Origin of the sequence: Streptomyces cynarae, from assembly GCF_025642135.1 — a bacterium.
GTDB classification, from domain to species: Bacteria; Actinomycetota; Actinomycetes; order Streptomycetales; family Streptomycetaceae; genus Streptomyces; species Streptomyces cynarae.
Window position 1 is genome coordinate 7,841,811 of the sequence record NZ_CP106793.1, and the last position, 25,454, is coordinate 7,867,264.

General features: G+C 68.7%; 24 protein-coding genes and 6 pseudogenes. 16 read left to right on the forward strand and 14 right to left on the reverse strand.

Annotated elements, in window-relative coordinates:
* The first annotated feature begins 156 nt into the window (after positions 1-156).
* The 3 genes from N8I84_RS35325 to N8I84_RS35335 all read left to right on the forward strand — a co-directional run bounded on the left by N8I84_RS35325 (position 157) and on the right by N8I84_RS35335 (position 5,288).
* Positions 157-2,424, forward strand: coding sequence for an APC family permease (locus N8I84_RS35325; protein ID WP_079173191.1), 2,268 nt, complete (start codon positions 157-159; stop codon positions 2,422-2,424).
* A 163-nt stretch (positions 2,425-2,587) separates the two neighbouring features.
* Positions 2,588-3,925, forward strand: a complete 1,338-nt coding sequence (locus N8I84_RS35330; protein WP_263233539.1) for a magnesium transporter MgtE N-terminal domain-containing protein — start codon at positions 2,588-2,590, stop codon at positions 3,923-3,925.
* Positions 3,926-3,980: 55 nt separating this feature from the next.
* Positions 3,981-5,288, forward strand: coding sequence for an NRAMP family divalent metal transporter (locus N8I84_RS35335; protein WP_263233540.1), 1,308 nt, complete (start codon positions 3,981-3,983; stop codon positions 5,286-5,288).
* 197 nt (positions 5,289-5,485) lie between these two features.
* On the opposite strand, the pseudogene groEL reads toward N8I84_RS35335, so the two are convergent.
* Together groEL and N8I84_RS35345 are read right to left on the reverse strand one after the other, a co-directional pair.
* Positions 5,486-5,757 (reverse strand): annotated as a pseudogene (gene groEL, locus N8I84_RS35340) (chaperonin GroEL); the annotation flags it as partial.
* 876 nt (positions 5,758-6,633) lie between these two features.
* Positions 6,634-8,001: a sugar porter family MFS transporter gene (locus N8I84_RS35345; RefSeq protein ID WP_263234988.1), complete on the reverse strand. Its 1,368-nt coding sequence runs from the start codon at positions 7,999-8,001 to the stop codon at positions 6,634-6,636.
* A 361-nt stretch (positions 8,002-8,362) separates the two neighbouring features.
* Here N8I84_RS35345 and N8I84_RS43415 point away from each other — a divergent pair.
* Positions 8,363-8,476: pseudogene (locus N8I84_RS43415) on the forward strand (IS982 family transposase); the annotation flags it as partial.
* Between the two features lie 99 nt (positions 8,477-8,575).
* On the opposite strand, the pseudogene N8I84_RS43420 reads toward N8I84_RS43415, so the two are convergent.
* Together N8I84_RS43420 and N8I84_RS35360 are read right to left on the reverse strand one after the other, a co-directional pair.
* Positions 8,576-8,653 (reverse strand): annotated as a pseudogene (locus N8I84_RS43420) (hypothetical protein); the annotation flags it as partial.
* Between the two features lie 365 nt (positions 8,654-9,018).
* Positions 9,019-10,233: pseudogene (locus N8I84_RS35360) on the reverse strand (PucR family transcriptional regulator); the annotation flags it as partial.
* Between the two features lie 44 nt (positions 10,234-10,277).
* Between N8I84_RS35360 and N8I84_RS35365 the strand changes: the two are divergent.
* Positions 10,278-11,077, forward strand: a protein-coding gene (locus N8I84_RS35365; RefSeq protein ID WP_263234646.1) for an IS5 family transposase whose coding sequence is annotated in 2 segments (ribosomal slippage) — positions 10,278-10,617 and positions 10,617-11,077 — 801 coding nt in all. Because the reading frame shifts where the segments join, the coding sequence is not laid out codon by codon here.
* Here N8I84_RS35365 and N8I84_RS35370 read toward each other — a convergent pair.
* Together N8I84_RS35370 and N8I84_RS35375 are read right to left on the reverse strand one after the other, a co-directional pair.
* Positions 11,049-11,384, reverse strand: coding sequence for an ankyrin repeat domain-containing protein (locus N8I84_RS35370; RefSeq protein WP_263228084.1), 336 nt, complete (start codon positions 11,382-11,384; stop codon positions 11,049-11,051). The two genes, N8I84_RS35365 and N8I84_RS35370, sit on opposite strands and share 29 nt — an antisense overlap.
* Before the next feature lie 43 nt (positions 11,385-11,427).
* Positions 11,428-12,033 (reverse strand): hypothetical protein, encoded by a 606-nt coding sequence (locus tag N8I84_RS35375; RefSeq protein ID WP_313884315.1) that lies wholly within the window; start codon positions 12,031-12,033, stop codon positions 11,428-11,430.
* Between the two features lie 220 nt (positions 12,034-12,253).
* Between N8I84_RS35375 and N8I84_RS35380 the strand changes: the two are divergent.
* The 4 genes and pseudogenes from N8I84_RS35380 to N8I84_RS35395 form a co-directional block, all read left to right on the forward strand.
* Positions 12,254-12,527: pseudogene (locus tag N8I84_RS35380) on the forward strand (thioredoxin family protein); the annotation flags it as partial.
* Positions 12,528-12,669: 142 nt separating this feature from the next.
* Positions 12,670-12,915 (forward strand): Hsp20/alpha crystallin family protein, encoded by a 246-nt coding sequence (locus N8I84_RS42875; protein WP_313884355.1) that lies wholly within the window; start codon positions 12,670-12,672, stop codon positions 12,913-12,915.
* Positions 12,912-13,340 carry a DUF2267 domain-containing protein gene (locus tag N8I84_RS35390; protein WP_263233541.1) on the forward strand — a complete coding sequence of 143 codons (429 nt, stop codon included), beginning with the start codon at positions 12,912-12,914 and terminating at the stop codon, positions 13,338-13,340. The genes N8I84_RS42875 and N8I84_RS35390 overlap by 4 nt, the downstream gene beginning before the upstream one ends.
* Before the next feature lie 355 nt (positions 13,341-13,695).
* On the forward strand, positions 13,696-14,094 hold the full coding sequence (locus N8I84_RS35395; RefSeq protein ID WP_263233542.1) for a cyclic nucleotide-binding domain-containing protein: 399 nt from the start codon (positions 13,696-13,698) through the stop codon (positions 14,092-14,094).
* 1,290 nt (positions 14,095-15,384) lie between these two features.
* Here N8I84_RS35395 and N8I84_RS35400 read toward each other — a convergent pair.
* The 3 genes from N8I84_RS35400 to N8I84_RS35410 all read right to left on the reverse strand — a co-directional run bounded on the left by N8I84_RS35400 (position 15,385) and on the right by N8I84_RS35410 (position 17,134).
* On the reverse strand, positions 15,385-15,522 hold the full coding sequence (locus tag N8I84_RS35400) for a DUF2267 domain-containing protein (protein WP_263233543.1): 138 nt from the start codon (positions 15,520-15,522) through the stop codon (positions 15,385-15,387).
* A 55-nt stretch (positions 15,523-15,577) separates the two neighbouring features.
* A protein-coding gene (locus N8I84_RS35405) for an IS5 family transposase (protein WP_390898982.1) occupies positions 15,578-16,452 on the reverse strand; the annotation gives its coding sequence in 2 pieces (ribosomal slippage) (positions 15,578-16,071 and positions 16,071-16,452; 876 coding nt in all).
* Positions 16,453-16,654: 202 nt separating this feature from the next.
* Positions 16,655-17,134 (reverse strand): hypothetical protein, encoded by a 480-nt coding sequence (locus tag N8I84_RS35410; RefSeq protein WP_263235075.1) that lies wholly within the window; start codon positions 17,132-17,134, stop codon positions 16,655-16,657.
* On the opposite strand from N8I84_RS35410, the gene N8I84_RS35415 reads away from it, so the two are divergent.
* Positions 17,030-17,281 (forward strand): DUF2795 domain-containing protein, encoded by a 252-nt coding sequence (locus N8I84_RS35415; protein WP_263234989.1) that lies wholly within the window; start codon positions 17,030-17,032, stop codon positions 17,279-17,281. The genes N8I84_RS35410 and N8I84_RS35415 overlap by 105 nt on opposite strands.
* 155 nt (positions 17,282-17,436) lie before the next feature.
* On the opposite strand, the gene N8I84_RS35420 is transcribed toward N8I84_RS35415, so the two are convergent.
* Together N8I84_RS35420 and N8I84_RS35425 are read right to left on the reverse strand one after the other, a co-directional pair.
* Entirely contained in the window at positions 17,437-18,135 is a 699-nt protein-coding gene (locus tag N8I84_RS35420) for an HAD family hydrolase (protein ID WP_263233545.1), read from the reverse strand.
* Between the two features lie 17 nt (positions 18,136-18,152).
* Positions 18,153-18,407, reverse strand: coding sequence for a hypothetical protein (locus N8I84_RS35425; RefSeq protein ID WP_263233546.1), 255 nt, complete (start codon positions 18,405-18,407; stop codon positions 18,153-18,155).
* Between the two features lie 397 nt (positions 18,408-18,804).
* Between N8I84_RS35425 and N8I84_RS35430 the strand changes: the two genes are divergently transcribed.
* A complete protein-coding gene (locus N8I84_RS35430) occupies positions 18,805-19,413 on the forward strand; it encodes a hypothetical protein (RefSeq protein ID WP_263233547.1) in 609 nt (202 codons plus the stop codon).
* 85 nt (positions 19,414-19,498) lie between these two features.
* Positions 19,499-19,861: a hypothetical protein gene (locus N8I84_RS35435; RefSeq protein WP_263233548.1), complete on the forward strand. Its 363-nt coding sequence runs from the start codon at positions 19,499-19,501 to the stop codon at positions 19,859-19,861.
* Positions 19,862-19,918: 57 nt separating this feature from the next.
* Here the strand turns inward: N8I84_RS35435 and N8I84_RS35440 are convergent, their stop codons facing one another.
* Positions 19,919-20,083 carry a hypothetical protein gene (locus N8I84_RS35440; protein WP_176986079.1) on the reverse strand — a complete coding sequence of 55 codons (165 nt, stop codon included), beginning with the start codon at positions 20,081-20,083 and terminating at the stop codon, positions 19,919-19,921.
* Between the two features lie 396 nt (positions 20,084-20,479).
* On the opposite strand from N8I84_RS35440, the pseudogene N8I84_RS35445 reads away from it, so the two are divergent.
* Positions 20,480-21,317: pseudogene (locus N8I84_RS35445) on the forward strand (IS5 family transposase).
* Positions 21,318-21,391: 74 nt separating this feature from the next.
* On the opposite strand, the gene N8I84_RS35450 reads toward N8I84_RS35445, so the two are convergent.
* Both N8I84_RS35450 and N8I84_RS35455 read right to left on the reverse strand, forming a co-directional pair.
* On the reverse strand, positions 21,392-21,967 hold the full coding sequence (locus N8I84_RS35450; RefSeq protein WP_263233549.1) for a hypothetical protein: 576 nt from the start codon (positions 21,965-21,967) through the stop codon (positions 21,392-21,394).
* Positions 21,968-21,974: 7 nt separating this feature from the next.
* Positions 21,975-22,115 (reverse strand): hypothetical protein, encoded by a 141-nt coding sequence (locus tag N8I84_RS35455; RefSeq protein WP_263233550.1) that lies wholly within the window; start codon positions 22,113-22,115, stop codon positions 21,975-21,977.
* Positions 22,116-22,315: 200 nt separating this feature from the next.
* On the opposite strand from N8I84_RS35455, the gene N8I84_RS35460 reads away from it, so the two are divergent.
* The 3 genes from N8I84_RS35460 (at position 22,316) to grpE (ending at position 25,449) form a co-directional block, all read left to right on the forward strand.
* Positions 22,316-22,843 (forward strand): general stress protein, encoded by a 528-nt coding sequence (locus tag N8I84_RS35460; RefSeq protein ID WP_263233551.1) that lies wholly within the window; start codon positions 22,316-22,318, stop codon positions 22,841-22,843.
* Between the two features lie 81 nt (positions 22,844-22,924).
* A complete protein-coding gene (gene dnaK / locus N8I84_RS35465) occupies positions 22,925-24,829 on the forward strand; it encodes a molecular chaperone DnaK (protein WP_263233552.1) in 1,905 nt (634 codons plus the stop codon).
* A gap of 8 nt (positions 24,830-24,837) precedes the next feature.
* Complete coding sequence (gene grpE, locus N8I84_RS35470; RefSeq protein WP_263233553.1) at positions 24,838-25,449, forward strand: nucleotide exchange factor GrpE; 612 nt, start codon at positions 24,838-24,840, stop codon at positions 25,447-25,449.
* Positions 25,450-25,454 lie beyond the last annotated feature (5 nt).

Genomic DNA, 25,454 nt, shown 5'->3' on the forward strand with positions numbered 1-25,454 from the left:
GGCTGAGCACTGGACTCCATGACGCTGCCACGAAAGCCTTCAAGACGATCTCCACCAAGGACTTCACCGCTGCAACCTCGGCCTCGGCACGCCGCATAGCAATCGACCACACCGACACGAGGTGGTTACTGTCCAGGTATCGGGTACATGATCCGCATGGAAGCCGGGCGTGGTCGCTCGTCGGATACGGACAACGGCAGCGGGAATGACAGCGCGGACACCTCCGCGGCGGGCGCGCCGAGCCCGGATGCCCTGCTGCCGAAGCTCAGTGACCGAGACCTGAAGATCCTGCGCTACGTCGGACGCGAGTGGGGGCAGGTCCTGGAGGGTCCCGAAGCGTGGCGGTCCGCGCTGCCGGTGGATCCCAACCTCGGCGGCTACCCGGACGCCGTGCGCCCGAAGCGTTTCGGTCGCTTCGTACCCCTCACCGGCCTGCCCGGAGTCGAGGCAGAAGAGGAAGCTGAGGCCCCACCGTCGCCGCTTGGACGCGTCGGCCACCACGTCCGGCGGGTACTGCTGGGCCCTCCGCTCGCGGGCACCGCGATCGCCGCCGAGCGGATGCGCAAACTGGTGGCGCTGCCGGTCCTGTCGGCGGACGCCCTCTCCTCGGTCGCCTACGGCCCCGAGGCAATGCTGGCAGTGCTGGTACTCGGCGGCGCCGCCGGACTGCGCTACTCCCTACCGATCGCCGCGGTCATCGCCTTCATGATGCTCGCCGTCGGCGTTTCCTACCGCCAGACGATCCGCGCTTATCCACACGGCGGCGGCTCGTACATCGTGGCCAGCGACAATCTCGGACGGGTGCCAGGTGTGATCGCCGCCGCCGGCCTGATGATCGACTACATCATGACCGTCGCCGTCTCGATCGCCTCGGGGATCGAGGCGATCACCTCAGCCCTGCCCGCACTCGCCCCGAGCGCGGTGATGATCGGTGTGGCGGTGATCGTCGTCCTGCTGGTGGGGAACCTGCGCGGAGTACGCCAGGCGGGTGCCGCCTTCGCGGCACCCACGTACGCGTTCATCATCGCGGTCTTCACGCTTGTGGCCGTGGGGCTGGCCGACGCGGCCGCCCACGGATTCCAGCCCATGCCGACGCCCCGGCTTCCGGTCACGGAAGGAGTCACCCTGCTGCTGGTCCTGCGGGCCTTCACCTCCGGATCCACGGCCATGACCGGTATCGAGGCGATCTCCAACGCCGTACCAGCATTCCGCCCGACGGAGTGGCGCAATGCCCGTACGACGCTGACCTGGATGGTCACCGTGCTGATCATCCTGTTCGGCGGCACGGTCGCACTGGTCCACCTCGACGGGGTGGTGCCGCACGGCAACGAGACTGTCCTCTCCCAACTCGCTCGCCGTACCTTCGGCCCCGGAGTCATGTACGGCTATGTACAGGCGGCGACGGCCGCCATCCTGCTGCTGGCCGCCAACACCGCCTTCAACGACTTTCCCCGCGTGCTGTTCCTGCTGGCACGCAGCGGCCACGCACCGCGCCTGTTCCTGCGCGTCGGCGACCGGCTCGCCTTCAGCAACGGAATCCTGGCCCTGGCGCTGGCCGCGATCGCAATCTTCGTCGGGTTCGCCGGCAACACGCAGTCCCTGATCCCGCTGTACGCCGTCGGGGTGTTCCTGGCGTTCACCCTGTCGCAGGCCGGCATGGTGGTGCACTGGCTGCGCCACCGCGATCAGGCCCACTGGCGCAAGAGCCTCATCTTCAACGCCACCGGCGGCCTGCTGTCCGCCATCGTCTTCGTCACCGCAGGCATCACCAAGTTCACCGAGGGCGCATGGGTCGCCGTCCTCGTGATCGGACTCCTCGTCCTGCTTGCCCTGCGCATCCGCCGCCACTACGACCTCTGCACCCAGGCCCTCGCCCTGCGCCCCCACGTCATCGAACTGCCCCGACAGTCGGCACCGGGTTCCGGACCGCAAGTGCGGCCGACTGCCATGCCCCCTATGACAGCGGACACCGAGACGGAGGAACTAGAGGAAGCCGAGAGTGAGGAATACCCGGAGGAGGTCAGCCACCTGGTCATCGTGCCCATCGCCCGGCTCGACCTCGCCGGCATGCGCGCACTGGCATACGCGGCCTCCCTCGGACAACCTCTCCTGGCCCTGCATCTCAGCCCGACCGAGACCGAGGCGGAACGCTTCCGCAGCTACTGGGCGACCTGGGGCGACCACCTCCCGCTCGAGGTCGTCGTCTCACCCCACCGCGCGATCGTCGCCCCGCTGGTCCACTACATCGAGACCCTGCACCACCAGCGACCCGATCTCACGCTGACCGTGATCCTCCCCGAGATCGTCGTGCGTCACTGGTGGCAACGCGTCCTCCACAACCAGACCGCCCCCCGACTGCGGCGGGCTCTGCGACCACTGCCGAAGATCGTCATCACGACCATCCCGTTCCACCTGCCCAGATAGGCGAGCCGCCAGAAGGACTGGAAACCGCCGTAATGGCAGCCTGGCTACAGGGAGCAGGCGGGCTGTCCCCCAGCCCGCACGACTCCGCGCCGCGCGGACGAAGCCAACAGCCACAGGCGTGTTGGTGCCTGCCTGATCCGAAGCGTGCGTGAGGGTATTCAACATGCCGGAAATGGAACCGCAGTCGGCCAGGCCGAAGCGTCGCGAGGACGGGGCCCTTGGCAAAAGGGCTGTGCGGGAGGCCCTCGTCTCGTTGACGGGCTTGCTGCGCGTGGTGGTCGTCAACCCCGCCGGTCAGGAGATCGGCCATTTGCTGGATGTGATCTGCCGGTGGAGCGGCGAACCGTACCCGGCGGTGTCCGGGCTGGTGGTCAAGGTCGGCCACCGGGCCGCCTATGTGCCGGTCACGGCGGTCGCGGACCTGGCCGCCGACGGCGTGCGGCTGAACTCGGCCCGGCTGGACCTGCGGGACTTCAAGGTGCGCGACGGCGAGGTACGCCTCGCCCACGATGTACTGGACCACCAGCTGGTGGACGTCGACGGGGTACGCGTGATCCGCGCCTCGGACCTGTACCTGGCCCGCGTGGACGGAACCTGGCACCTGGTGGGCGCAGAGGTCGGGCTCAAGGTCCTGCTGCGCCGCATCGGACCGCGTCGCCTGCACCGGCGGCCAGCACCGGAGAAAGTGCTGGACTGGGCAGCTATCCAGGCGCTGGGCGGCCCGGAGCGCGAGGGCACCGCAGCGAGACAGGTGCGGCTGCGCGCCCCGAACTCTGCCCTGAAGACCTTGCGTCCGGCGGAGCTGGCCGACCTGCTGGAGGACCTGGGCCGCGGTCCGCGCAGCGAACTGCTTCAGATGGTCGAGCCCGGCAAGGCCGCGGACGCGCTGGAGGAGATGCACGCCGCCGACCTCAAGGCGCTGTTGCGCGAGGCCCCCACCGCACAGGCCGCCCGGCTGCTGGAGGAGATGGAGCCCGACGAGGCCAGTGAGGCGCTGCGCGACGTGCCCGAACAGGAGCGGGAGCGGCTGCTGGGCGCGATGCACCCCCAGCAGGCTGACCGGCTGCGCAGGCTGCTGGGCTACGCCGAGGGCACGGCCGGTGCGCTGATGACGTCCCTGCTGATCACCGCCACCGCCGACCGGTCGGTGGCGGACGTGGTGGCCGAGCTGCGCGGGCAGGCCGAGCACGCCGCCGACCTGGACGCCGTGTGCGTCCTCGACGGTGACGGCGCGCTGATGGACGACGTGCCGGTGGTGCGGCTGCTGCTCGCCAAACCCGGCACCCAGCTGGCTGACCTCGTCCAAGAGCCGGCCCCGGTGACCGTCGCCCCGGGAGCGCCGCTGAGCGAGGTGGTCGAGCGGCTGACCGACACTCGCCGCCATTCCGTCGTGGTCGTCGACGACCAGCACCGTCCCGTCGGCCGGATCCTCGCCGACGACCTGGTGGACGCCCTCGTACCCGAACGCGGCCGCTTCCGCGTCTTCCGCCTCGTCCCCTGATGCGAAGCCGCGCGCCTCGTTGTTGCCCACATATCCGAGAGGAAAGGCCACGGTCATGGAGCGGAACTCCACCACGGCACCCGCCGTCCCCGACGTGCCCGCCACGGCTGCGCCGGACCGGCCCGCGCCGCGCTGGAGGCGCCGCCTGGTCACCGCCCTGGCCGTCGCCGGTCCCGGCCTGATCGCCGCCAACGCGGGCAATGACGCGGGCGGGATCGCCACCTATGCCTCGGCCGGAGCACAGTACGGCTACCGCACCCTGTTCTTCATGCTCCTGGTCACCGTCGCGCTGGTGGTCGTGCAGGAGATGTGCGCCCGGCTCGGCGCCTACACCGGTGTCGGGCTCGGCGGGCTGATCCGCGAGCAGTTCTCCGTCCGTGTCACCGCCTTCGCCCTGCTATGCCTGATCATCGCCAACCTGGGCCTGGTGGTCTCCGAGTTCGCCGGCATCGGCGCCGCCCTCGAACTTCTCGGCGCCTCCCGCTATATGGCGGTACCGCTCGCTGCGGCGGGAGTGTGGGCGCTGGTGGTCCTCGGCTCCTACCGGTACGCGGAGAAGATCTTCCTGGTGCTGTCGCTGGCGTTCTTCACCTACCCTCTCGCCGCCGTCCTGGCCCACCCGGACTGGAGGCAGGCCGGAGCCCAGCTGGCCTGGCCGCACTTCGTCGCCGGCAAGGACTTCCTGCTGCTCGGGGTCGCGCTGATCGGCACCACGATCACCCCGTACATGCAGTTCTACGTCGCCGCTGCCGTGGCCGACCGTGGTATCGGCCCCGCCGAATACCCGCGGGAGAAGACCGACACCGTCGCCGGATCGATCTTCGCCAACGCCATCAGCATGTTCATCATCATCGCCACGGCCGCCGCGATCACCACTCGGGCACCGCTGGACTCCGCGGCGCAGGCCGCCTCGGCGCTGAAGCCGGTGGCGGGCCGCTTCGCCGCACAGCTCTTCGGCCTCGGGCTCCTCGGCGCCTCGGCACTGGCCGCCGCCGTGGTCCCGCTGTCCACGTCCTACGCCGTCGCGGAGGCAGTCGGTGTGGAAAGCTCCGTCTCCCGCCGTTTTCGCGAAGCCCCTTTGTTTCTCGGGCTGTTCTCGGCACAGATTCTCATCGGCGCCGCCATCGCTTTGATCCCCGGCAACCTGGTCCAGCTTCTGGTGCGGGCCCAGGTCGTCAACGGTCTGATCACCCCCATCCTGCTCACCTATGTCCTCACCCTGGCCAACCGCCACAGCGTCCTGGGCGCAGCCGCCAACGGCCCCCTCTTCCGCGCCGTGGCCTCCGTGTGCGTGTCCGTCATCGCCCTGCTGTCGGCCGTCGTTCTGCTCCAGACCCTGCTGGGCTGGCTCGGCATGGGCTGATCAAGGTGCGCCCCACCCGCACGGTCCACGCTCTGGCCGCAAAGCTCGATCCTTCGAGTAGTTCTGCAGGAATCGGGAGATAGATCTCGCGCTGATCACCGACACTCGGGCGACATCGGTCGACCGACGCGAAAAGCGGGTGCCGACAGCACTTCAGCCATCGACACCCCCTGATCTGCCGCCGCACGCAGCGACGGTCACAGATCGACGCCGGCTCCTGCGGTCGCTGCCTCCTTCTCCTCCCGCTTCTCGGCGATCAAGGCCTCTGAGGTGAGGAACAGGCCGGCGATGGACGCCGCGTTGTGCAGGGCGGAGCGAGTGAGGGGTCGATGATCCCAGTGGCGAGCATGTCGACCCACCCCCCGGTCGCGGCGTCCAGGCCGTGGTCGACGGGCAGGGTGCGGACCTTCTCCACCACGACTCCACCCTCCAGGCCGGCGTTGCGGGCGATCTGCTTGAGCGGGACGGTCACCGCGCGGCGCGCCTCCTCCTCATAGGCGATGATCTTGGCAGTCACTGTTGCGAATCCTCCGCATCGATGCCTGGGTCGACAATGGCGGAGCAGGGTGACGCCCGCGGCATTTCGCCCGTGCGACCACGCGCTCCGCTCAGGGCCGCGCGAGCACGTCACCCGACCCAGCCAATTGGCACTCCCAGCAGGAGAGTGCCAATTCTTCGTGGAGCGCTGCCGCCCGCCCGGAGCAAGCGGGGGGCAGTGACCAGTCCGGCGGCCTGCGGGTGCGCCGAACAGGTGCCGCCGGGACGTCAGCTGGGGCGAAGGAAGACTGGCGGGCACACAAAGATCAAACACTTGGTGTGAGCTGCGACATTGCCATCGAACGCGACGAGTCGTCACCCTGAGGCGCATAACGGACGTCAAGGAAAGCAGCTCCTCATGGCCGATCATGTGCACGTGCGACTCAGTCAGGGGCTGAGCGTGTCCGAAGCCGGGGAACTGATAGAGCACTCCCATTGCCGCTGCGGAGCCACCTTCACCAAAGTGTTCACCGCCAACGACGGGGAGCCGGAACAGCCACCCAGCTCCTGACTCGTAGCCCCGGCGGACGCACCCCGCCAGCGCCCCACCGTTCCCAGCCGGCTCCGCCGACGAGCACCAGGGCCGCTTGGATCGACCTTGTCAACAAGTTGCTCTTGGGCTATGCGGATAAGCAGTTCTTGAGCGTCAGGGCCTCCCACAGTGGCGGCCGTTGTCAAGGAGTGAAGGGAGAAGTGGAAGTGCTTGCGCATACCGGCGCGCTGGGCGATCCCGATCGGCTCACGCATCAGCTCGCGCATGCGACCGCACCTGCCGGACGCGCGTCCCCGGATGGTCCTGCTCAAGCAGTCAGACGCGAGCGAAGTCGCGCGGGCGGAACCGCCCGCTCTTCAGGTGCCTCTCGATGTCTTCGAGGCTGTGCCCGGTGAGCTCGGGCATCCGCCACCACACGAACAGCCACGCCGCGACGTTGAACATCCCGTAGATCCAGAACACCTGGCCCACACCGAAGATACTGATCATCGTCAGCAGTGTGAGCGTGATCAGCAGGTTCGTGCCCCACAGAGTGGCCGATTGCACGCTTGCGGCCGCCGCACGCACCGCCAGGGGGTAGATCTCGGAACCGGTCAGCCAGCCCATCAGCTGGAGCCCGCCAGCGTTGAAGAACATGAAGGTCAGCAGGCAAGCGACGATTGGTGGCACGTAGGCGCGGCCGGAGTGGCCGGTGACGAAGAAGGCGCCGAGCGCGAACAGGCTGAGCGCCGTGCCGGGCACCATCACCAGAGTCAGCCGGCGGCGACCGACCTTGTCGACGATGATCAGGCCGACCACCATCATGACGAGGTAGACCGTGCCCAGCGCCACGCTGACCCAGAGCGCGGTCGTCTTGGAGAAGCCGTTGTCGGTCAGGATGGTCGGAGCATAGTAGATGATCATTTCGATGCCGGACAGCTGGGTGAACAGGGCAATGCCGCAGCCGACTACCAAGGCCGGCCGTACCCATGGCTGCCGCAGCCCGCTCCAACCGCGGTTGCCTCTGCTGGTCCGCTGCTGGCGTCCCTCCAGAGCGACGATCTCTTCGAGCTCGGACGAGACGTCGTAGCCGTCGGGCCGCAACCTGTAGAGCACCTTCTGCGCCTCCTCCACACGACCGAGGCCGAACTTGAGCACCAACCACCGCGGGCTCTCGGGCAGGCGCAACTGCAGGAGAAGCATCACCAGTGCCGGTGCGGCGGCTGCGCCGATCGCCTCCCGCCAGGAGATCGCCTCGCTAGCACCCACGAGCGTCGCGATGACGATGCCGACACCGATGGCGAGTTGGAAGCAGAGCACCAGACGTCCACGGATCGACTTGGGGGCCAGCTCGGCAACGTACACGGGTACGGTCTGAGTGGCGCCGCCGACGGCGAAGCCGAGCAGCACCCGGGACAGGGCCAGAGCGACCGCAGTGGGTGCGAGTGAGCTGGCCAGGCTGCCGAGGACGAACACCACGCAGATCATCAGGATCGTGCGGTGTCGACCGACACGTTCGGACAGCAGGCTGCAGGCGAGGGAGCCGACCACGGCACCCAGGAGGATCGCGGCCGCGATCACCTCCTTCATGGTGTTTCCGATGTGGAACTCCTTGGCGATCTGGAGCAGCCCGCCGGAGATGACGCCTGTGTCGTAGCCGTACAGCATCCCGCTGATCGCGGATACCACTGCCGCCATCAGCATGCGCCCGTTCAGGGCACCGATCGGTGGCGCCTTGTCTTCAGCTCGGGTCACGGTTCCTCCAGGACGGTGAGTGGTCCTGGCCCGCGTGGCTCACTCGTTGGGCAGGACGGGTGGCACCGCACCCGTCCGTGGTGTCAGCGGCCGACTCGGTGTCATCGCCATGCTCTGCTCAACGGCGCCCGTCGGCCGCGCGACACGACCGAACCGGCGTGACTGTCCGGGGCACACCGCCGAATCGGCGGAGCCCTTGACGCGCTACGGCCATGATGAGGCCCGCGCGTGCGGCGCCGCGCTATTGGGCTTCGCTGGTCGGTTGCGGCTTGTAACAGCCGGTAGGGAGCACGGTTGCCGTCGCTCAGCATTGTGGATCGTCAACTCCAGGCCGGTCGAGTGCGGCCGCTCCCGCGAGACCGTCAAGCATTTCGACCTGGCCGGACGGGCCGAGAACGGTTACTGCGCGGGCCGCGGCCGCTGGGCGGCTGCCACTCGACCAGCACGATGGTCGCGTCGTCGCTGAGTTCGTTGTGCTGGTGGTGACGTACTCGGTGAAGCGCTCCAGGCCGAACTCCTCGCCGCCTTCGTCGCGTGATTCCACGACACCGCCGGTGTAGAGCAGTATCCGGTGGCCGGGTTCGAGGGCGGTCTGACGCACGGCCCGGCTCCGTCGGCCAGGTCGGCCGGCGTACCCAGCGGGGGTTCGGTGGGTCGCACCAGGGCGTTGTGGAGCGGGCGCTGACGGCGGATCAGCAAAGGGGCGGAAATGGCAGCAGTTACCGGTAGTCCGTTAAATCCGGCGGTGGCGTGGGTTGACGGCAGTTCGGCTTGGTCGTAGGCCGGTGGTAGGAGTCAACTGCCGTGCTGGGGACTGTAGATGACCGCTCGCCGTCCGTGTCCGTCTGCGCCGGGGCCGTTGGAGGAGTACGCGGCCCGGTTCGACGACCTCTTCTTCAGTCTGGCCGCATCCTGCTCCCCACGGTGATGGGGACAGCGGAGCCGGCGCCGCGGTGCGTGGGCGCCTCAGCCGGGCCCACCCAGCACGATCTTCCACACTCGGGTCGCCACCTGGAGATTCAGCCGGTCCTCGACGTTCGCGAGGTCGTGGCCGCTGATGTCGCGGATGCGCTGGAGCCGATAGCGCAGCGTGCTGCGGTGGATTGCGAGGGAGTCGGCGGTCTCGTCGTAATTGCCGCCGCAGTCGAAGTACCGGGACAGGGTCTCCACCATGGCCGCGTGGTGCCGGGAGTCGTAGTCGATGAGCTGCCCGAGCCACTCGTGGACGAACGTCTCCAGTTCCCGGTAATCGCTGCCAGGTCCCAGGATGCGGTAGAGGCCAAGCTCGTCGAAGAACGTCGTGCCGTAGTGCTCGCGGGAGTGGCGGCGCACTTCCAGGGCGCGCTGCGCCTCCTGGTAGCGGTGGGGGATGTCGTCCAGGCAGTCGCAACGGGCGCTCACCCCGATCGTCCCAGACCGTGTCCCGGTCTCCCGGGCGAGCGCCTCGTACAGCGCGCGGGCGTGCGGCCTGTTGTCGGCGACCAGGACCACGTGGTCGGAACGTCGGGTCAACAGCGAGCGCATGCCCACGGCAGAGGCCGCCCGGCCCACGGTCTGCGCAAAGGAGTCGTCCGCAGTCCGGTCCGACCACTGCACCACGACGACGTAGTGGCTGCGGTGCAGGTCGTGTCCGACTGCCTCGGACCGGGCGTAGGCGCTCGCTTCGTCAGTCCCCGCCAGGAGGTCGTCGACCAACTCGCGGTGCAGCCTCAGCTCCACTTCGGCCAGATTGCGCAGGTGCGCCAGTTCCAGGGCGAGCGACGTGGCGGCGTGTTCCAGGGCGAGCACGGTGTGCTCGTCGGCCTCGTCCCGGGCATCGACCAGGGCCAGCACGCCCAGGATCTCGCCGTGCGGGCGGACCAGGGTGATCAGACGGTCCTTTATCCGCACCGGCCCGACCTCTCGGGCGACGGCGTGCAGCATTTCGTCCTGGCGCACGGGGTCCGGTTCCGGATAGGGGTCGGGTCGGCTAGGGCCGGTCCAGGACCTCAGCCGACCGAAGCGGTCCTCGATCAGCGCGGGGAGTCCAGTGAGCCCGTGCAGTGCGCGGGTGATGGCTTCCTCGCCGCCGCCCGAGGCAGCGACGTCGGCCATGAGCGCGTGAACGGCCCGCTGGTACCTAAGCTCAACCGCGACGGAGATCAGCTGCCGCTGAAGGGAGGCGCGTTCCCCCCTTAGACGTCATCTCAATTGGTGGCATCGGTAGGCTGTGGGTCGTGGTGAGGATTGTTGAGCGGCTGGTGCCGGACGAATTGTGGGAGTTGTTCCAGCGGGTGGTGCCTGACGCCCCTTCGCGGCCTCAGGGCGGTGGCCGCCGCCGGCATGGCGACCGTGAAGTGCTGGCCGCGATCGTGTTCGTGGCCACGTCGGGCTGCACGTGGCAGCAGTTGCCCGCTGCGTCGTTCGGTCCGTCGGGGGCGACGGCTCACCGCCGTTTTGCCGAGTGGACGCAGGCCAGGGTGTGGGCCAAGCTCCACCGCCTGGTCCTCGACGAGCTCGGCTCCCGCGGCGAGTTGGACTGGTCCCGCTGCGCGATCGACTCGGTGAACATGCGGGCCCTGAAAAGGGGGACCTGACAGGCCCGAATCCTGTTGATCGGGGCAAGTACGGATCGAAGATCCATTTGATCACCGAGCGGACGGGTCTGCCCCTGTCCGTCGGAATCTCCGGGGCGAACCTGCACGACAGCCAGGCACTGATTCCCCTGGTGAAGGGCATACCACCGATCCGCTCCCGCCGCGGGCGGCGGCGACGCAGGCCGGACAAGCTCCACGCAGACAAGGGCTACGACTATCCTCACCTGCGGCGATGGTTACGAGAGCGCGGCATCAAGCACCGCATCGCCCGCAAGGGGATCGAGACCTCGCAGCGACTCGGCCGCCACCGCTGGACCATCGAGCGCACCATGTCCTGGCTCGCCGGCTGCCGCCGCCTCCACCGCCGCTATGAGCGTAAGGCCGAGCACTTCCTCGCCTTCACGAGCATCGCCTGCACCCTCATCTGTTATCGGCGGCTTGTCTGCTGATGTGGGCCTGCAGCAGTTTCACGGCCAGGTCGTGGCCGTGGTGATTGGCCATGTCCATGGGGGTGCGGCCGTCTGGGTCTGCGAGCTCCGGATCAGCCCCGAAGGCAAGCAGCACGGCCGTGGTGTGCACAGTCAACGGCTGCCCGCTCTGCAGAGAGCCATCACCCTCGACATCGATCGCGTGCGTCAGCAGCGTCATGTTGCTGAAGACCTCATCGGGATCGGAACCAGCGGCCAGCAACCGGGCCAAGGCCTCAGCATCCTCCTGCTCGACCGCGTGATGCGCGGGTGTCCAGTGGTCGCTCACGACGACATTCAACCGTCCCCACGGCACGCCTGCCAGCAACTATCTACGCCATCAGCCACCAATTGAGATGACGTCTTAGCCGGTGCAGTTCCAGCACGTCCTCGCGTTGGCGGCGGTGTGCGAAGGCTACTGACAGTGCAGCGGCGGTGTGCCGGACGAGCGTGACGAGCAGGGAGTACTCGGCCTCGGTAGGCCGGGAGCGGGACGTCACCACGAGGTAGCCGTGGAGCCTCTCAAGTCCGCGGAGCCCCAGGGCCCGGCCCCAGGGCCAGCCGGGTACGGTCACAGGGCCGTCTTGCCCGGCCAGCTCCCGCACCCTGCAGTCCACGGCCGGGGCATGGATCTCCCCGTTCCTCGGGCTGGGGACCAGATCGTCGTCCACCTTGAGGTATCCGGCCTCGGCGCTGTACGGCCCCGCGGCGGCTACGTAGTCCATGGCCAAGCGCAGGATCTCGCCTTCGTCCGGGGTGTCGAACAGGGCGCGGGAGAGCGCAACCAGTTCGCGCAGGTCATGGGCGGCTGGGGTGCGAGAGGGCACCCGGAACCCCCTGGGCGCGGCCGTGGGGCGCTGCCCGGCGCTGCCCCGCGGAGGGCTGCCCTCCCGGTCGGAGCGCCAGCGGTACAGGTTGTGCGCCCGGCTGCCGACCATGGGATCACTCCGTTCTCTCCAATCCTACAGGGAGGCGAGCGGTGTTTCGCGTACCCGCTCACGGGCCGGCTTACCCGAGATATGTGGATCTTTTCTTTCGTACTCGTGGGGCGACCGGACCTGTGCATTCCTGACTCGCCAGGCGCAGGCGTTGAGCCACCCGGTTCGTCACCCTGGGGAGTGCTCGAGAATCTCCGTGTGCACCGGTAGGAACCTGGCGTGGGCCACCTGGTGCGGCCCCTGCCGCATGGTCAGCCCCGCGCCCTCGGACAGGTCGCCCGCGACCTCGCCGGACGGATCAAGCCCGTCAAGGTCGACATCAACAATATCCATGGGGCCGTCGGCGGCTTCGAGGTGCAGGCGGTGGCGACCCTCCTCGTCGTTTGGACCAGGGCAAGACGCTCGCCGGCAAGGTCGGCGCGGTACCTGCGCACGTCCTGCGTTCGTGGGTCGAGCAAGCGATGGCGGGCCAGCGAACCGCTGCAGGAGGGTGAACACGATGGACCGCCGCGGAAGACGAACTGCTCACTCAGATGAGCGGATCGCTCGAGTCCACGGTGGGCGGCGCCGCGTCCGCAGCCGCGTGGACCCCCACTCGCGGACGTCACAGAGACCGACGACGCCTTCGAGGTCGAGATCCAACTCCCTGGTGTCAAGAGCAAGGACATCGACATCGAGGCCAACGGACAGGACCTGGTGGTCACCGGAGAGATCAAGGAAAAGGAGCGCAAGGGCGTCCCGCACCGTGGCACCCGCCGGACCGGTGCCTTCGAGCACCGGCTGAGACTGCCCGGAGGGAGGACGCCGAGAACGTCACAGTGGCCGGTGTGCAACGGTCCAGAACCGTCGGGCGCTTCGGGCACGAAAGGAGCCATGCGATGACCGAAACGGGTTTCTCCTCTTTCGACACCATGGTGGACAAAGCCAACCGGCTCCTCAGGGAAATCGAGGAGGCCAACGGCTGGCCCAAGGAACGCCGAAAGCAGTCGTACGCCGCACTGCGCGCCGTCCTGCACGGGCTACGGGACCGGCTCTCCGTCGACGGGGCCGCGCACTTCGGGGCGCAGCTCCCGACCCTGATCCGCGGCGTCTACTACGACGGATGGAAGCCGTCCGAGACACCAGTGAAGCTGAGCGGCGAGGAATTCCTCCAGCGCGTCCGGGACGACTTTCCCTACTCGGTCGGCGGCGGCATCGAACGAGTCGTTCGCACCGTGCTGGAGGCTCTGGAACGCCACGTCAGCGAAGGCGAGTGGGACCACCTCAAATCCGGTCTTCCGAACTCGCTGGCCTCCGTATTGCCGTAGCCGGTCGACGGCACCCGAACCGCCGACCAGGAAAGAGGGTGTGCCACGGGGCACAAGAAAGTTCGCGGCTCCGGACAAGGTCAAGACAGAGCTGAATTCGGTGACCCGAACACCAGCCCGCCTGCGAGCTCAAGGTCGACATCGACCGGCGCCGGCGTTCGCGCACCAGTTTCGGGCGATGGTCGTGCCGACCCTGGTCCTGTTCGACATGGGAATGGAGGAAACCATCGTGGGGCGTGGCTGAGCAGCCACCGCACGCCAGGCGGCACGCGGGAAACGCAGGTCACCCTGTCGTGCAGTCCTTCCAGCCAGGAGAGGACTGACGCTGGTGCTACGTCCACGAGGCCCTGGTCTGATGAGCACGGCCGAGCACAGGCATGGTGCGATCCGCGAGACACTGGACCGGTGCGGGGCGTTCCCGCGTCTGACACCGGAGCAGCTCCAGGACCTGACCGGGCACGGTGAGCGCCGCAGGACCACCGAGGGCGAGGTGCTGCACCGCGAGCGCGAGCCGTTCCAGGAGTTCCTAGCGATCCTCAGCGGGACCGTGACACTGCACGGACTCGGCAAGTTCCCGGGTGAATTCGGGCTGCTGGGCAAGGCGGCGTTCGATACCGCCGTGGTGCGCGAGGTGGGCAAGATCGTGGCCGTACCGGTGGAGTGGCAGCGCGCTCTGGCGGCCGCGTCCTGTCCTCGGCGACGTGATCCTCCGCGCTCACCTGGGCCGCAGGTATCTGCTCATCGGTCTCGGTGACGGCTTCCGGACCCTGTGCTCGTGTTAATCACCGGACACGCTGCGGCTACGTAAGTACGCCGCTCGCAACCGGCTGCCCCATCGCTGGGTGGATCTGGAGGAGGCAAAGAGGCGGAGGCGCTGCCGCGTCGATTGGCCATCCGTCCCGAGGAGACTCCTGTAGGCGCGCAGCCCGATGAGCGGGAGAGTTCGGCGTTTCTCGGATTGCGCAGCACCCGCTCGCCCTTCCAGATGCCCCTCGCCGAAGGCCGGGCGGTGGGACGTAATGGTGGTAGGTGCGGGCCCCACGGGACTTGCCGCCGCCGTGTGCGGTGCCTGCGCCAGCCTGACCACGGTGACCGTCGCCCCCGTGGCAACCGGAGGCCAGGCCGGCATCTCGTCCCGCATCGAGAACTACCTTGGCTTCCCCTCGGGCGTCTCCGGGGGCGAGCTCACCGAACGCGCGGTACTCAAGGCCCACAAGTTCGGTGCCCACCTCATGGTGCCGCCCAGGTCAGCGGGCTCACCCCGCAGGACGACGAGTACGAGGTCACCTTCACAGACGGGTTCCGGATCCGGGCGGGCCCGTGGTGCTCGGCTCGGGCGTGTGGTGCGCGCTCGCTCGCGGTGCCCGGCATCGACCGTCTGGAGGGCATCAGCGTCTAGCGGCGACGGTCCACGATGCCAGTCTCTGCCGGGCGGATCCGGTCGCCGTGGTCGGCGGCGGGAACTCCGCCGGGCAGGCGGCGCTGTTCCTGCGAACCACGCGTCCAGGGTCCACATCCTCGTCCGGGGCAATGACCTCGGTGCGGACACGGAAGTCCGGGCCTAATAAGCTGAGTTATTTGGCTTGTTCGGTAGTCTTCGGGTGTGGGGATCGGTGAGCCGCTGGTGCCGGATGAACTCCCCGGTCGGCGATGGCACTGGCCGTGATTCCATGGAATCCGCCTCATAACACCTGACAGGCATGGCCAAAAGCCAGCCACGGACCAGAGGCCAGCCACGTCCGCCGGGCCCTCGAATGCAGTACCGGGCAGCGCACATGCCGCGCAACCGCTTCTTCCAGCCTCCCACCAGCCAGGTGGATGTCAAACAAGCGCTGCGAGCGATTCTCATCGCGTGCGCGCAGCCGTATTCGGGCGCGGGGATGTCCGACGCTAGATGTTCTGGAACTCGTTCGGCAGTTGCAACATCACGTCCTGGAACTCCGTGCCGGGGCGGGGACGGCCTCTCCCAGAGTCATGAAAAGCGCCGCAACGCCCCTGCGCGCCACGGCCTCATCGGCGCCCGCACGCTCACTCACTCACTCACTCACCGGACGAACTCGGCAACGCCGAATTTCTGGGCGACATCCTCCGGTGGGACCAGGGGCGGGGCGATCTCGGCGGGCAGGACGCCGGCCAAGTGCCTGGCCTCGCCGCCGGTGATCCGCTCGGCCAGCGTCAGCATCGTGGCCCCGCTCAGCTCCTTAGCCTGCCCCTAGGGCGTGTTTCGAAAGTGCTGGTCACAGCCACTCGTTGATGGCTGCGACCAGCACGGTCGCCTCGTAGCGGACGGCGAGTTTGTCGTATCTCGTGGCGACCGCACGGTGGCGTTTCAGGCGATTGATCCCGCACTCCACCGCGTGGCGTTCTTTGTAGTCGGCCGCGTCGAACTTCGGCGGCCGGCCGCCGTGGGAGCCGCGCTTCTTGCGGTTGGCGACCTGGTCCCGCTTCTCCGGGATCGTGCAGCGGATACCGCGCTTGCGCAGGTAGGCGCGGTTCGCGCGGGAGCCGTACGCCTTGTCGGCGCGAACCTTGTCCGGTCGGGTGCGCGGGCGACCCGGCCCGAGCCGGGGCACCCTGATACGGCCCAGGACTACCTGGAACTGCGGGGAGTCACCGCGCTGCCCGGCCGTGATCACCAGCGACATCGGCTTCTGGGCCTGCTCGACCGCCAGGTGGAGCTTGGTCGTCAGCCCGCCCCGGGAGCGTCCGAGCCCGTGGTCGTCGGGCTCGGTGAACACACCGCCCGGCGGCTCGACCTGCAGATCCCCTTTTTGCGGGCACCCGCCGCATGCTGGTGGGCGCGGGCGATGGTTGAGTCCACCGAGACGTCCCAGGTGATCAGCCCCTCGGCGTCGGCACGGGCCTGCAGTTGCTCGAAGATGCGGTGCCAGGTGCCGTCCCGCTGCCAACGCCGAAACAGTCCGTACACCGTCTCCCAAGGGCCGTACCGCTCGGGAACATCCCGCCACGGAGCACCAGCGCGGGTGCGCCAGCGTATGCCGTCAATCAACTGCCGCTTGGTGTGCACCGGTGGCCGTCCGGACTTCTTCCCAGCGGGAAGCAGGGGCTCCAGCTTCGCCCACTGCGCATTCGTCAGATCGTGCCTCCCCATGAAGTGGATCTTGACACATCAAGATCCACTTCTGAAACACGCCCTAGGGCACGTGGGCCCGCCCAGCTGACGAGCCGGACAAATTCGTCGCTGTCCTTGGCGCCTCCAATCCTGCAACCCATCACAGGTACCGCGCATGAACTGCCCCAAACGGCGATCGAAATGCCGACGCGGACCTCGCGGCCGGTGCCGAAAGCGCGGGTCACTGCCCGCCTTCTTCACCTTCCTCGGTAAAGGGGCGCACCGCGTCTAGCAGGACCCTCAACGCACCGGTGAGCATCCCGACCTCGGCCACGCGCTGGGCGTACGGGTCCTGCGGGTGCTGCCGCTCGGCCTGCTCGGTGGCGTTCGCCAGGATCTGCTCGGCGGCCTGAGCCGCGGTGCGCAGGGCGGCACGTTCGATATTGCCGGGCATTGTGATCTCCCCTGGATTCGGGCGTCGGGCACAGGATTTTCCGGAATGCTTCAACATCGCCAGCAGCCGGTTTTGCCGGGAATGCCACAGATAGGGCACGAGTACGAAGTACCTCGGGGCAAAAACTGAGGAGGAGATATGTCTTCCACAAGCGTACGGGACGTGCTGGACGCGCTGCAGGACGTCGACTTCCCTGCCGGCAAAGAGGAACTGGTCAAGGCCGCCGAGAATGCCGGAGCGCCCGAGGAAGTGGTCAAGGCGCTTCACGCCGTTCCCCCGGACGAGTACGGCAACCGGGATAATGGCCAGGTCGGTGCGCGTCGACCCGGCATCCGACCTGGACCTGAGCGCGACGCAGCGCGCGGAGCAGGCCCGGCACAGCGGCCGCCCCGGCCAATCGCAGCACCTGCGTGACGTCCCCCAAGCCGTCGGTCCAGGACGAACTCGACCAGTCCTGATCCGCCCCGCACGGCATGCAGACACCGGAACGCCCCATGGACAGCGAATCGAACACATTCGCCGCCGCCTGACTTCGGGTGCCGGACCGCCCAGGGACGGGTACGTCGCGCTCAGGCGCCGTGCGCGTCCCGGACGCCGAGTTCGTCGATGTGCCCCAGCAGGTCGAGGGGGTCGGCGTACACCCGGAACGCCTGGGCCCGCTCCAGTTCGTCCTGCCCGTATCCTCCGGACAGCAACCCCACTCCGAGTGCCTCCGCCCGCCGCGCAGCCAGCAGATCCCACACGCTGTCTCCGACGACGACACAGTCGCGGGCGGGAATTCCGAGTCGCGCCGCGCCCTCCAGGAACAGATCGGGGTCAGGTTTGGCGCGGCTGACTTCCTCGCGGGTGACCGTCGGCACGTCAGGCGGCACGGCGAGTCTGGCGAGCATGGGTGCGGCGTCGTCCCGGCGGGCGCTGGTGGCGATCGTCCAGGGGACGCCGCAGTCCGTCAGCGTCCGGAGAAGCTCAGCGGCCCCGGGCAGCGGCCGGATGGCGTTCGTCCAGCCTTCGAAGTGGCGGTGATGGGCGTTCTGCAGTTCATCGGCCTCCTTCGGCGTCAGCCGTACGCCGGTCTCGCGCATCATGGCCTGGACGAGCAGGCCACCGCTCATCCCGATCCTCCGGTGGATCCGCCAGATCGCAAGGCCGATGCCCATCTCGCTCAACGCCTGCTGCCAGGCGATGACGTGCTGGTAGACGCTGTCGACGAGTGTCCCGTCCAGGTCGAAGACGAACGCCGCGGGCCTTGTGGCCGTACCGTCGGACATCTTCCACATCCCTCCCGTCAGCGGCCGGCGCGGGCCGGCCGGGTATAGGCACCGGAGGACAGCCGCTGCGCCCGGGACTCCTCGACCGTGTCCTTCAGAGCGGTGCGGAAGCGGCCAAGGCCCCAGGCGCGCCCCCTGACGGCCTGTTCAAGCGCCTGTCGGCCGAGCGGCCCGTACCGTTCGAGTGCCGGCGCCACCTCGTCGATCTCCTCCTTGTGCGACCGGTCGGCCATGACGGCCGTGCGGCTGGTCGGACCACCGGGGCCGGCCACCCCCGGGGCGTACGGCGGACCGCCGGGACCTGGCCGGTACCGGCGGGCACCGCCCGCTCGTGCTCAGTCCGAGGGAGCCGCCGTTGCCGAAGGCCACCCGCCAGCCGACGTCCGCGGGAAACCAGGCGGTGTTCAGCAGGACGAAGCGCCGAGGCTCCGTACGGCGGCCCCGACCCAGTAGCTGCCGTTGATGGTCAGGCTGACCCGTCCGTCGGTTGCGGGCCGGGATGAACTCACCGGGGCCGGCATCGGCGTGAGTACTCGGCCGTCGACGAATGCCATGCTGCGCGCTGGCTATGCGATCGGCATCGGTGCACGGTGACCAAATCGCGCGGTCGGAATCGACCCAGCGGGCTGAGTCACCGCGGACGAGCGGGCGGTTCTCGGAAGGTCGGCAATGCACGGCGCATGGGTCAGGAATCCGGCCTCTCGCGAGACGGCACCGGAGCAGTTGGGTGCGGTGTTCGAACTGTCGACGCGCGCCACTTTGATGTTCGAGTCCGCCGGGGAGGACGATGTCGTCGCCCTCGGCGGCGAGGCGGCGCTCGCCCATCAGGTGGCGCGGCTGCTGCCCTTCCACTGGACCTGGCCCAACCGGGTCGCAGAGGAGATGTCGCAGATCATGGACCACGTCGGTGACCAGCGCGAGCTGATAGCCTGGCTGGACCGGCACCCCGGCCTGCCACGGCTGGTGGCCCGCCTGTACGTCTTCATGGGCCTCCTCGACAAGTACAGCGCGGTGCCCGCGGTCGTGACCGCGATGCGTGAGTACCGGGAGCGGACACCGTATCCGCCGGGCCTGGAGCCCTACTTGGTGCCCGCCACCGATGACGACACGCTCGCGAGCATTGCTTTTCCAGGTCGAGGAACTGCTCCTTCCAGGTCGAGGAACTGCTCGGCGAGGAGCGGACTCGGGAGGCCGTCGAACTGGCCCTGGCCACTGCGGCATGGCTGCAGCAGATCGCGCCCCGCGCGCGGGAACTCACTCCTGACGTCGGCGACTTGAACGAGCTGATGGGGCAGGCTCGACAGGATATCCGGGCGGCAGCAGCCGACATCTGAACACGACTGTCGATAGGGCGGTAAACGGCATGACGGTGAAACTGAACGCGAGGGCGTTCAACCACGCAAAGAAACTGACCGAAGAGGGCCGGATCGTCCTGGACGACCGGGACGAGTGGAGCGAGCACCAGCCTTCGGCAGCGGACGAAAATGGCTACCTCGAGGAGCACGGATTCAACGAATACGCCAGGTGGTACCTGGGCATCGACGACGAGATGGGAGAGGAGACCAAGGGCCGGTACAAGTTCCCCTACGGCGATTTCGAGCGCGTCCACCGCTGCGGTGTGCTCTCTGCCGAGGTACGCGCCGGACAGCAGAAATACGCGGACATCGAGAACGCCGCCGCGCACCTGCACGGACTGCTGGACGGCAGGCGGGCCGGGAACCGGTGACAGCGCCGGAAAAAGTGCACCCTCACCCGGCCCCCGGCGACGGGGCGTCCAGTGCCGCTAGGCGTCGTCGCCCCGCTCGCCCTCCGCCTGGGATGGCTCGCTCCGGGGGACGTCGGGGTGCTGTTCCGTTGCGGTACGCTCGCCCGTCTCGTCCCGCTCGCCCTCGGCCTGCGAGGGCGTGCGCGAGTACCAGGCGTCGTAATCAGGGGCTCCGGATTTCATGACGGGCCTCCTTCGTCGCTCACGTCCATCCTCCTCTCTCAGGCCGTGGAGGAACCGTCTGCGGCCTCAGCGTGCGAACGGCAATCCAGCATCGTCCAGAGAGGCGATCCGCGGCCGGACAGCGCCCGCACCATCGGCCGTTTGCCAGGTCGTCGGCACCGACGCTGTCCAGCGCTGGTTCCTCACACAGGGAGAATGCGAATGCATCAACATGGCTTCGGATGGCGAGTGGGTGCGAGGCTGCTGAGGCCGTAGTGTCCGATGCGTGCTGTGCGACCGGTGAGGCCACGTCCCCCGTCCGTTTCGTTCGACTCGCTCCTGTCTGATCCCTACGCGCCCCCGGTTGAGGCCGTTTGCGCCCTGGGGGCAAGTGATGCCCGACGGTACTACCGCAACATGAAGCGACATCGCCCGTATCCGAGCGACCTGTCCGATGCCCGCTGGGAGTTGATCGGACCCACGCTCACCGCCTGGCGGGCCGAGCGAAGAGGCAAGGATCTGGACATCGGCCGCCTGCCCGAGCACGACCTGCGCCGCATCATGGACGCCATCCTCTACGTCGACCGCACCGGGATCCCCTGGCGCTACCTGCCGCACGACTTCCCGCCGTGGGAGACGGTCTACGGCTACTTCGCCGCCTGGCAGGAGGAAGGCGTCTTCGGCCAGCTCAACGGCCTTCTGCGGCGCCTCGTGCGCGAGGCCGAGGGCCAGGTCGCCGAGCCGAGCGCATGCGTGCTGGACGCGCAGAGCATCAAGACCTCTGCCAACGTGCACGCAGCCGACCAGGCGATCGACGCCGGCAAGAAAATCGCAGGCCGCAAGCGCCACCACGGTGTCGACGCCTCGGAATGCTCCTGGCAGTCCGGGTGACCGCCGCCAGCGTCTCCGACAACGCCGGCGGCATCCACCTGCACTCACAGATCGCCGCGACAAGCCCTCGCGCGACCAAGGCGTGGGCCGACCCCGGCTATCACACCAAGGCCATCGACCACGGCGCCCGCCCTGCATCGATGTCGAAGTCGTCCAGCGCGACCCCGGAGTCAAAGGCTTCAAGGTGATTCCCCGGTGCTGGGTGGTCGAGCGGACCTTCGGGCGGCTCATGCACCAGCGCCGCCTCACCCGCGACTACGAAACCCACCCCCACCGCTCCGAAGCCATGATCCACGTCGCAATGACCGACCTCATAAGCCGACGCCTCACCCACGAGACCACCCCGAACTGGCGCGACACCTGATCGGCCTCGGCACCCTCCCGGTCCCCGCCTACCCCCGCAGGACCTGGACGCGTTCTTCCAGGAGGTCAACGCAGTCACGGAGATCTGGCGAACTGCTGCTGGCGCAGGTGCTGCCGCGGCCGCCCGCTCGTGACACCGGCCGCTACGCCGGATCCCCGACCGCCATGCCGCTGGCCGTGCAGCACGCCCCGGACGCCGGTGGGCAGTACGAAGCTGTCGTACCAGTCGCCGCCGACCTCGGCTGCTTCACTGCAGGCGGGGGTTGTAGCGAACGGCGAGCTGTAGGTGGTCCGGTTGCGGGAGCCGGGGCAGCAGATGAGCAAGCGGTGCACGGTGGAGGTGGGCCCGCTGGGCCCACCTCCACCCCGCGGGCCGGTCAGCCGGGACGGTCGCCTCCGTACGGCCGCCGGTCCGCAGCGTCGCGCTGCCGCGTCGAATGTCGCCATGCCCAGGGACAGGATCGCCGCGGTGCGCCGTACCAGCCTGGAGAGGAGGAAGGAGTCCTGCGTCCCGGGTGGGAACCAGGACGACACCGCCAGGCGCAGATGGCCCCGGGAGAATATCCGGCGCGGTACGGCCCGAGGGCAGCGACCTGCACAGGGCAAGACCGAGGTCTCGCGCTCGTCCGCGCCGTCGAAGGTGTGTGGCACAGTGCCATCAGCCCGTGAGGTGCGCCCCGAGCGGGGCGGCCGTTCGGGTGGGGCCGTTCCGCTGCTCGTCCGCGGGCACGGTGGTGTCCCGGGTGCCGCCCGCCTCTTGAGCGTCGAAGCGGGGGGAAAGTCCCTTGCGTCGGAACATCCGTGAGCCCCGCTACCTCAGGCCGGGCCGAACCGTGAGGTATCCCGCCGCGAATCCGAATCGTCGTCCCGCCTCCTGTCCTCGCAGACCGACCGCCGGTGCCGCTTTTCGACCCGCTGGGCGCAGGCGGGGTGACCCGGCGAACAGCCACTCTGGGCGTGTCGGGACCGCTCGGCGGTCCGCTGGCGGAAGGAGTGGCGATGACCGAGCAGGCCCGCAGGGCCGTTGCCTCGTACGCGACGTACCAGGAAGCCGAACGTGCCGTCGATCACCTCGCCGACCAGGGCTTTCCCGTTCAGAAGGTGGCGATCATCGGTCGGGACATGCGCCTGGTCGAACAGGTGATCGGTCGAATGGGGTACGGCGAGGCCGCCCTCCACGGCGCAGCCACCGGAGCGCTGCCCGGCGTACTCGTCGGCTGGATCTTCGGGCTGCTGAACTGGCTGAATCCGGTCGTCTCCGGTCTGCTCCTCGCCCTGTACGGGCTGATCTTCGGAGCGGTCGTCGGTGCGCTGCTCGGCGTGCTGTTGCACGCGGCTCAGGGCGGCCGCCGGGACTTCGCCTCGGTCCGCTCGATGGAGCCCAGCCGGTACGACGTCGTGGTGGACGAGGACGTCGCCGATGAGGCCGTCCGGCTGGTCGCCGGGCTGGGCAGCGGGGCCGGCGCGAACACGGAGAGCGTCTCCTCCAGGGGCGGCCGCCCGCGGAGCGACCCCGCCCCCAGCTGAACGAGTTTCGAAGCCGGGTGGACAGGGCCCGGAGGATGAACGGTCGCCGACGGAGGTCGACCGCCGCGGAAGGAGTTCCTCATGGCCAAGGCAGTGGGCATCGACCTGGGCACCACCAACTCGGTGATCGCCGTGTGGGAGGGCGGCGAGCCGTCCGTCGTGCCCAACAGCGAGGGCAACCGCACGACACCGTCCGTAGTGGCCTTCACCGACACCGGGGAACGTCTGGTGGGCCAGCTGGCCCGGCGCCAGGCGATCCTCAACCCCAAGGGCACCATCTACTCGGCCAAGCGGTTCATCGGCCGGCATTTCGACGAGATCTCCGACGAGGCCAGGGCGGTGGCGTACGACGTCGTCGAGGGCGACGGCGGGGCGGCCCGTTTCAAGGTGCGCGACAAGCTGTACGCGCCTGAGGAGATCAGCGCCCAGGTGCTGCGGAAACTCGCCGACGACGCTTCCAAGCAGCTGGGGGAGCGGGTCACCGAGGCGGTCATCACGGTGCCCGCCTACTTCAATGACGCTCAGCGCACCGCCACCAAGGACGCCGGACGGATCGCGGGACTGGAGGTGCTGCGGATCATCAACGAGCCGACGGCGGCTGCCCTCGCGTACGGCATGGACAAGAAGCAGCACGAGACCGTCCTCGTCTTCGACCTGGGCGGCGGCACCTTCGACGTGAGCATCCTCGACGTGGGCGATGGCGTTGTGGAGGTGCGCTCCACCGCCGGGGACAGCCACCTGGGCGGCGACGACTTCGACCGGCGTCTGGTGGATTACCTCGCGGACGACTTCCAGAAGGAGAACGGCATCGACCTGCGCAAGGACCCGCAGGCGCTGCAACGTCTGTTCGAGGCGGCGGAGAAGGCCAAGACCGAGCTCAGTTCGGTGACGCAGACGCAGGTGAGCCTGCCGTTCATCACCGCCGACGCGTCGGGCCCCAAGCATCTCACCGACTCGATCATGCGGTCCACGTTCGAGCAGATCACCAGCGACCTGGTGGAGCGGTGCCTGGGACCGGTCGAGCAGGCCATGGCCGACGCCAAGGTCGGCGAGAGCGACATCGACGAGGTCATCCTCGTCGGCGGTTCCACACGTATCCCGGCGGTTCAGGCCCTCGTGCGTCGGCTGACCGGCGGCAAGGAACCCAACATGAGCGTCAATCCCGATGAGGTCGTGGCCCTGGGCGCCGCGATCCAGGCCGGGGTGCTCAAGGGCGAGGTCAAGGACGTTCTGCTGCTCGACGTCACACCCCTGTCGCTGGGTGTGGAGACACGCGGTGGCGTGATGACGAAGATCATCGAGCGGAACACCACCATCCCCGTCCGTCGTACCGAAACCTTCTCCACCGCCGAGGACAACCAGCCCGCCGTCGACATCGTCGTCCTCCAGGGCGAGCGCGAACGGGCCGCTGACAACCGGGTGCTCGGCCGGTTCCAGCTCACCGACATCCGCCCGGCGCCGCGGGGCGAACCGCAGATCGAGGTCACCTTCGACATCGACGCCAACGGCATCCTCAACGTCAAGGCACGTGACCGGGACACCGGCAAGGAACAGGGCATCACCATCAGCGAGAGCTCCAACCTGGACCGCAGTGAGGTCGAACGCATGGTCCAGGAGGCCGAGCGCAACCGAGGCCAGGACCAGGCACTCCGCGAGGCCGTCGACGCCCGTAACGAGCTCGACGCCGTGGCCTACCAGGTCGAGAAGCGACTCGCTGAACTGGGCGACGCAGCGCCCGCGCACGAGAAGGCACGCGCTGAGATGCTCGTGTCCGACGCCCGGGCGGCGGTTAAGGAAGAGGCGGGTGTGGAGCGCGTGCGGCCCCTGACCTCCGAACTCCAGCAGGTGCTCGCCGGGCTGGCGGCCCATCAGGGCGCCGCTACCACAGGCGGTCCCGGCCAGGACACCACCGGGGGCGGCGCGACCGGTGGCCCGGGCGGCGGCGGTGACGACGACGTCATCGATGCCGAGTTCGACAAGGACTGAGGCGCGCCATGTCCAGCCGTCCGCAGGAACCCGACCGGGCCGCGTCGGAGCCGGTCGAACCAGTCCCGGAAGGCGCCGTACGCCCTCCTCGTGGGGATTTGCCGCAACCGGGTCCGCCGCTCCGGCCGGAAGCGGCGAACGACGAACCGGGACCCGACGCCGCCGGCCCCGCGCCTGCCGAGGACGAGTACACGACAGCGATCCAGGAACTGGAGGACCGCTGGCGGCGCGCGCTCGCCGACCTCGACAACCTTCGCAAGCGCCACGCCAGGGAACTGGAGCGGGAGCGGACGGTCGAGCGTTCCCGCACGGCGGCCGCCTTCCTGCCCGTCCTGGACAACCTCGAGCTCGCTCTGACCCATGCCGGCGCCGATCCGGGTGCGATCGTGGAGGGCGTCCGGGCGGTCCGCGACCAGGCGGTGAACGTCCTCGAACTGCTCGGCTACCCGCGGCACGCGGAGACCGGCGTCGCCTTCGACCCGGCCCGGCACGAGGTGGTCGGCGTCGTCCAGGACCCCGACGCCTCACCGGGAACCGTCGTCGAGGTGTTGCGCCCCGGCTACGGGGACGGCGAACGGCAGCTCAGGCCCGCCGCCGTGACGGTCGCGAAGCGGGAGTGACCGGT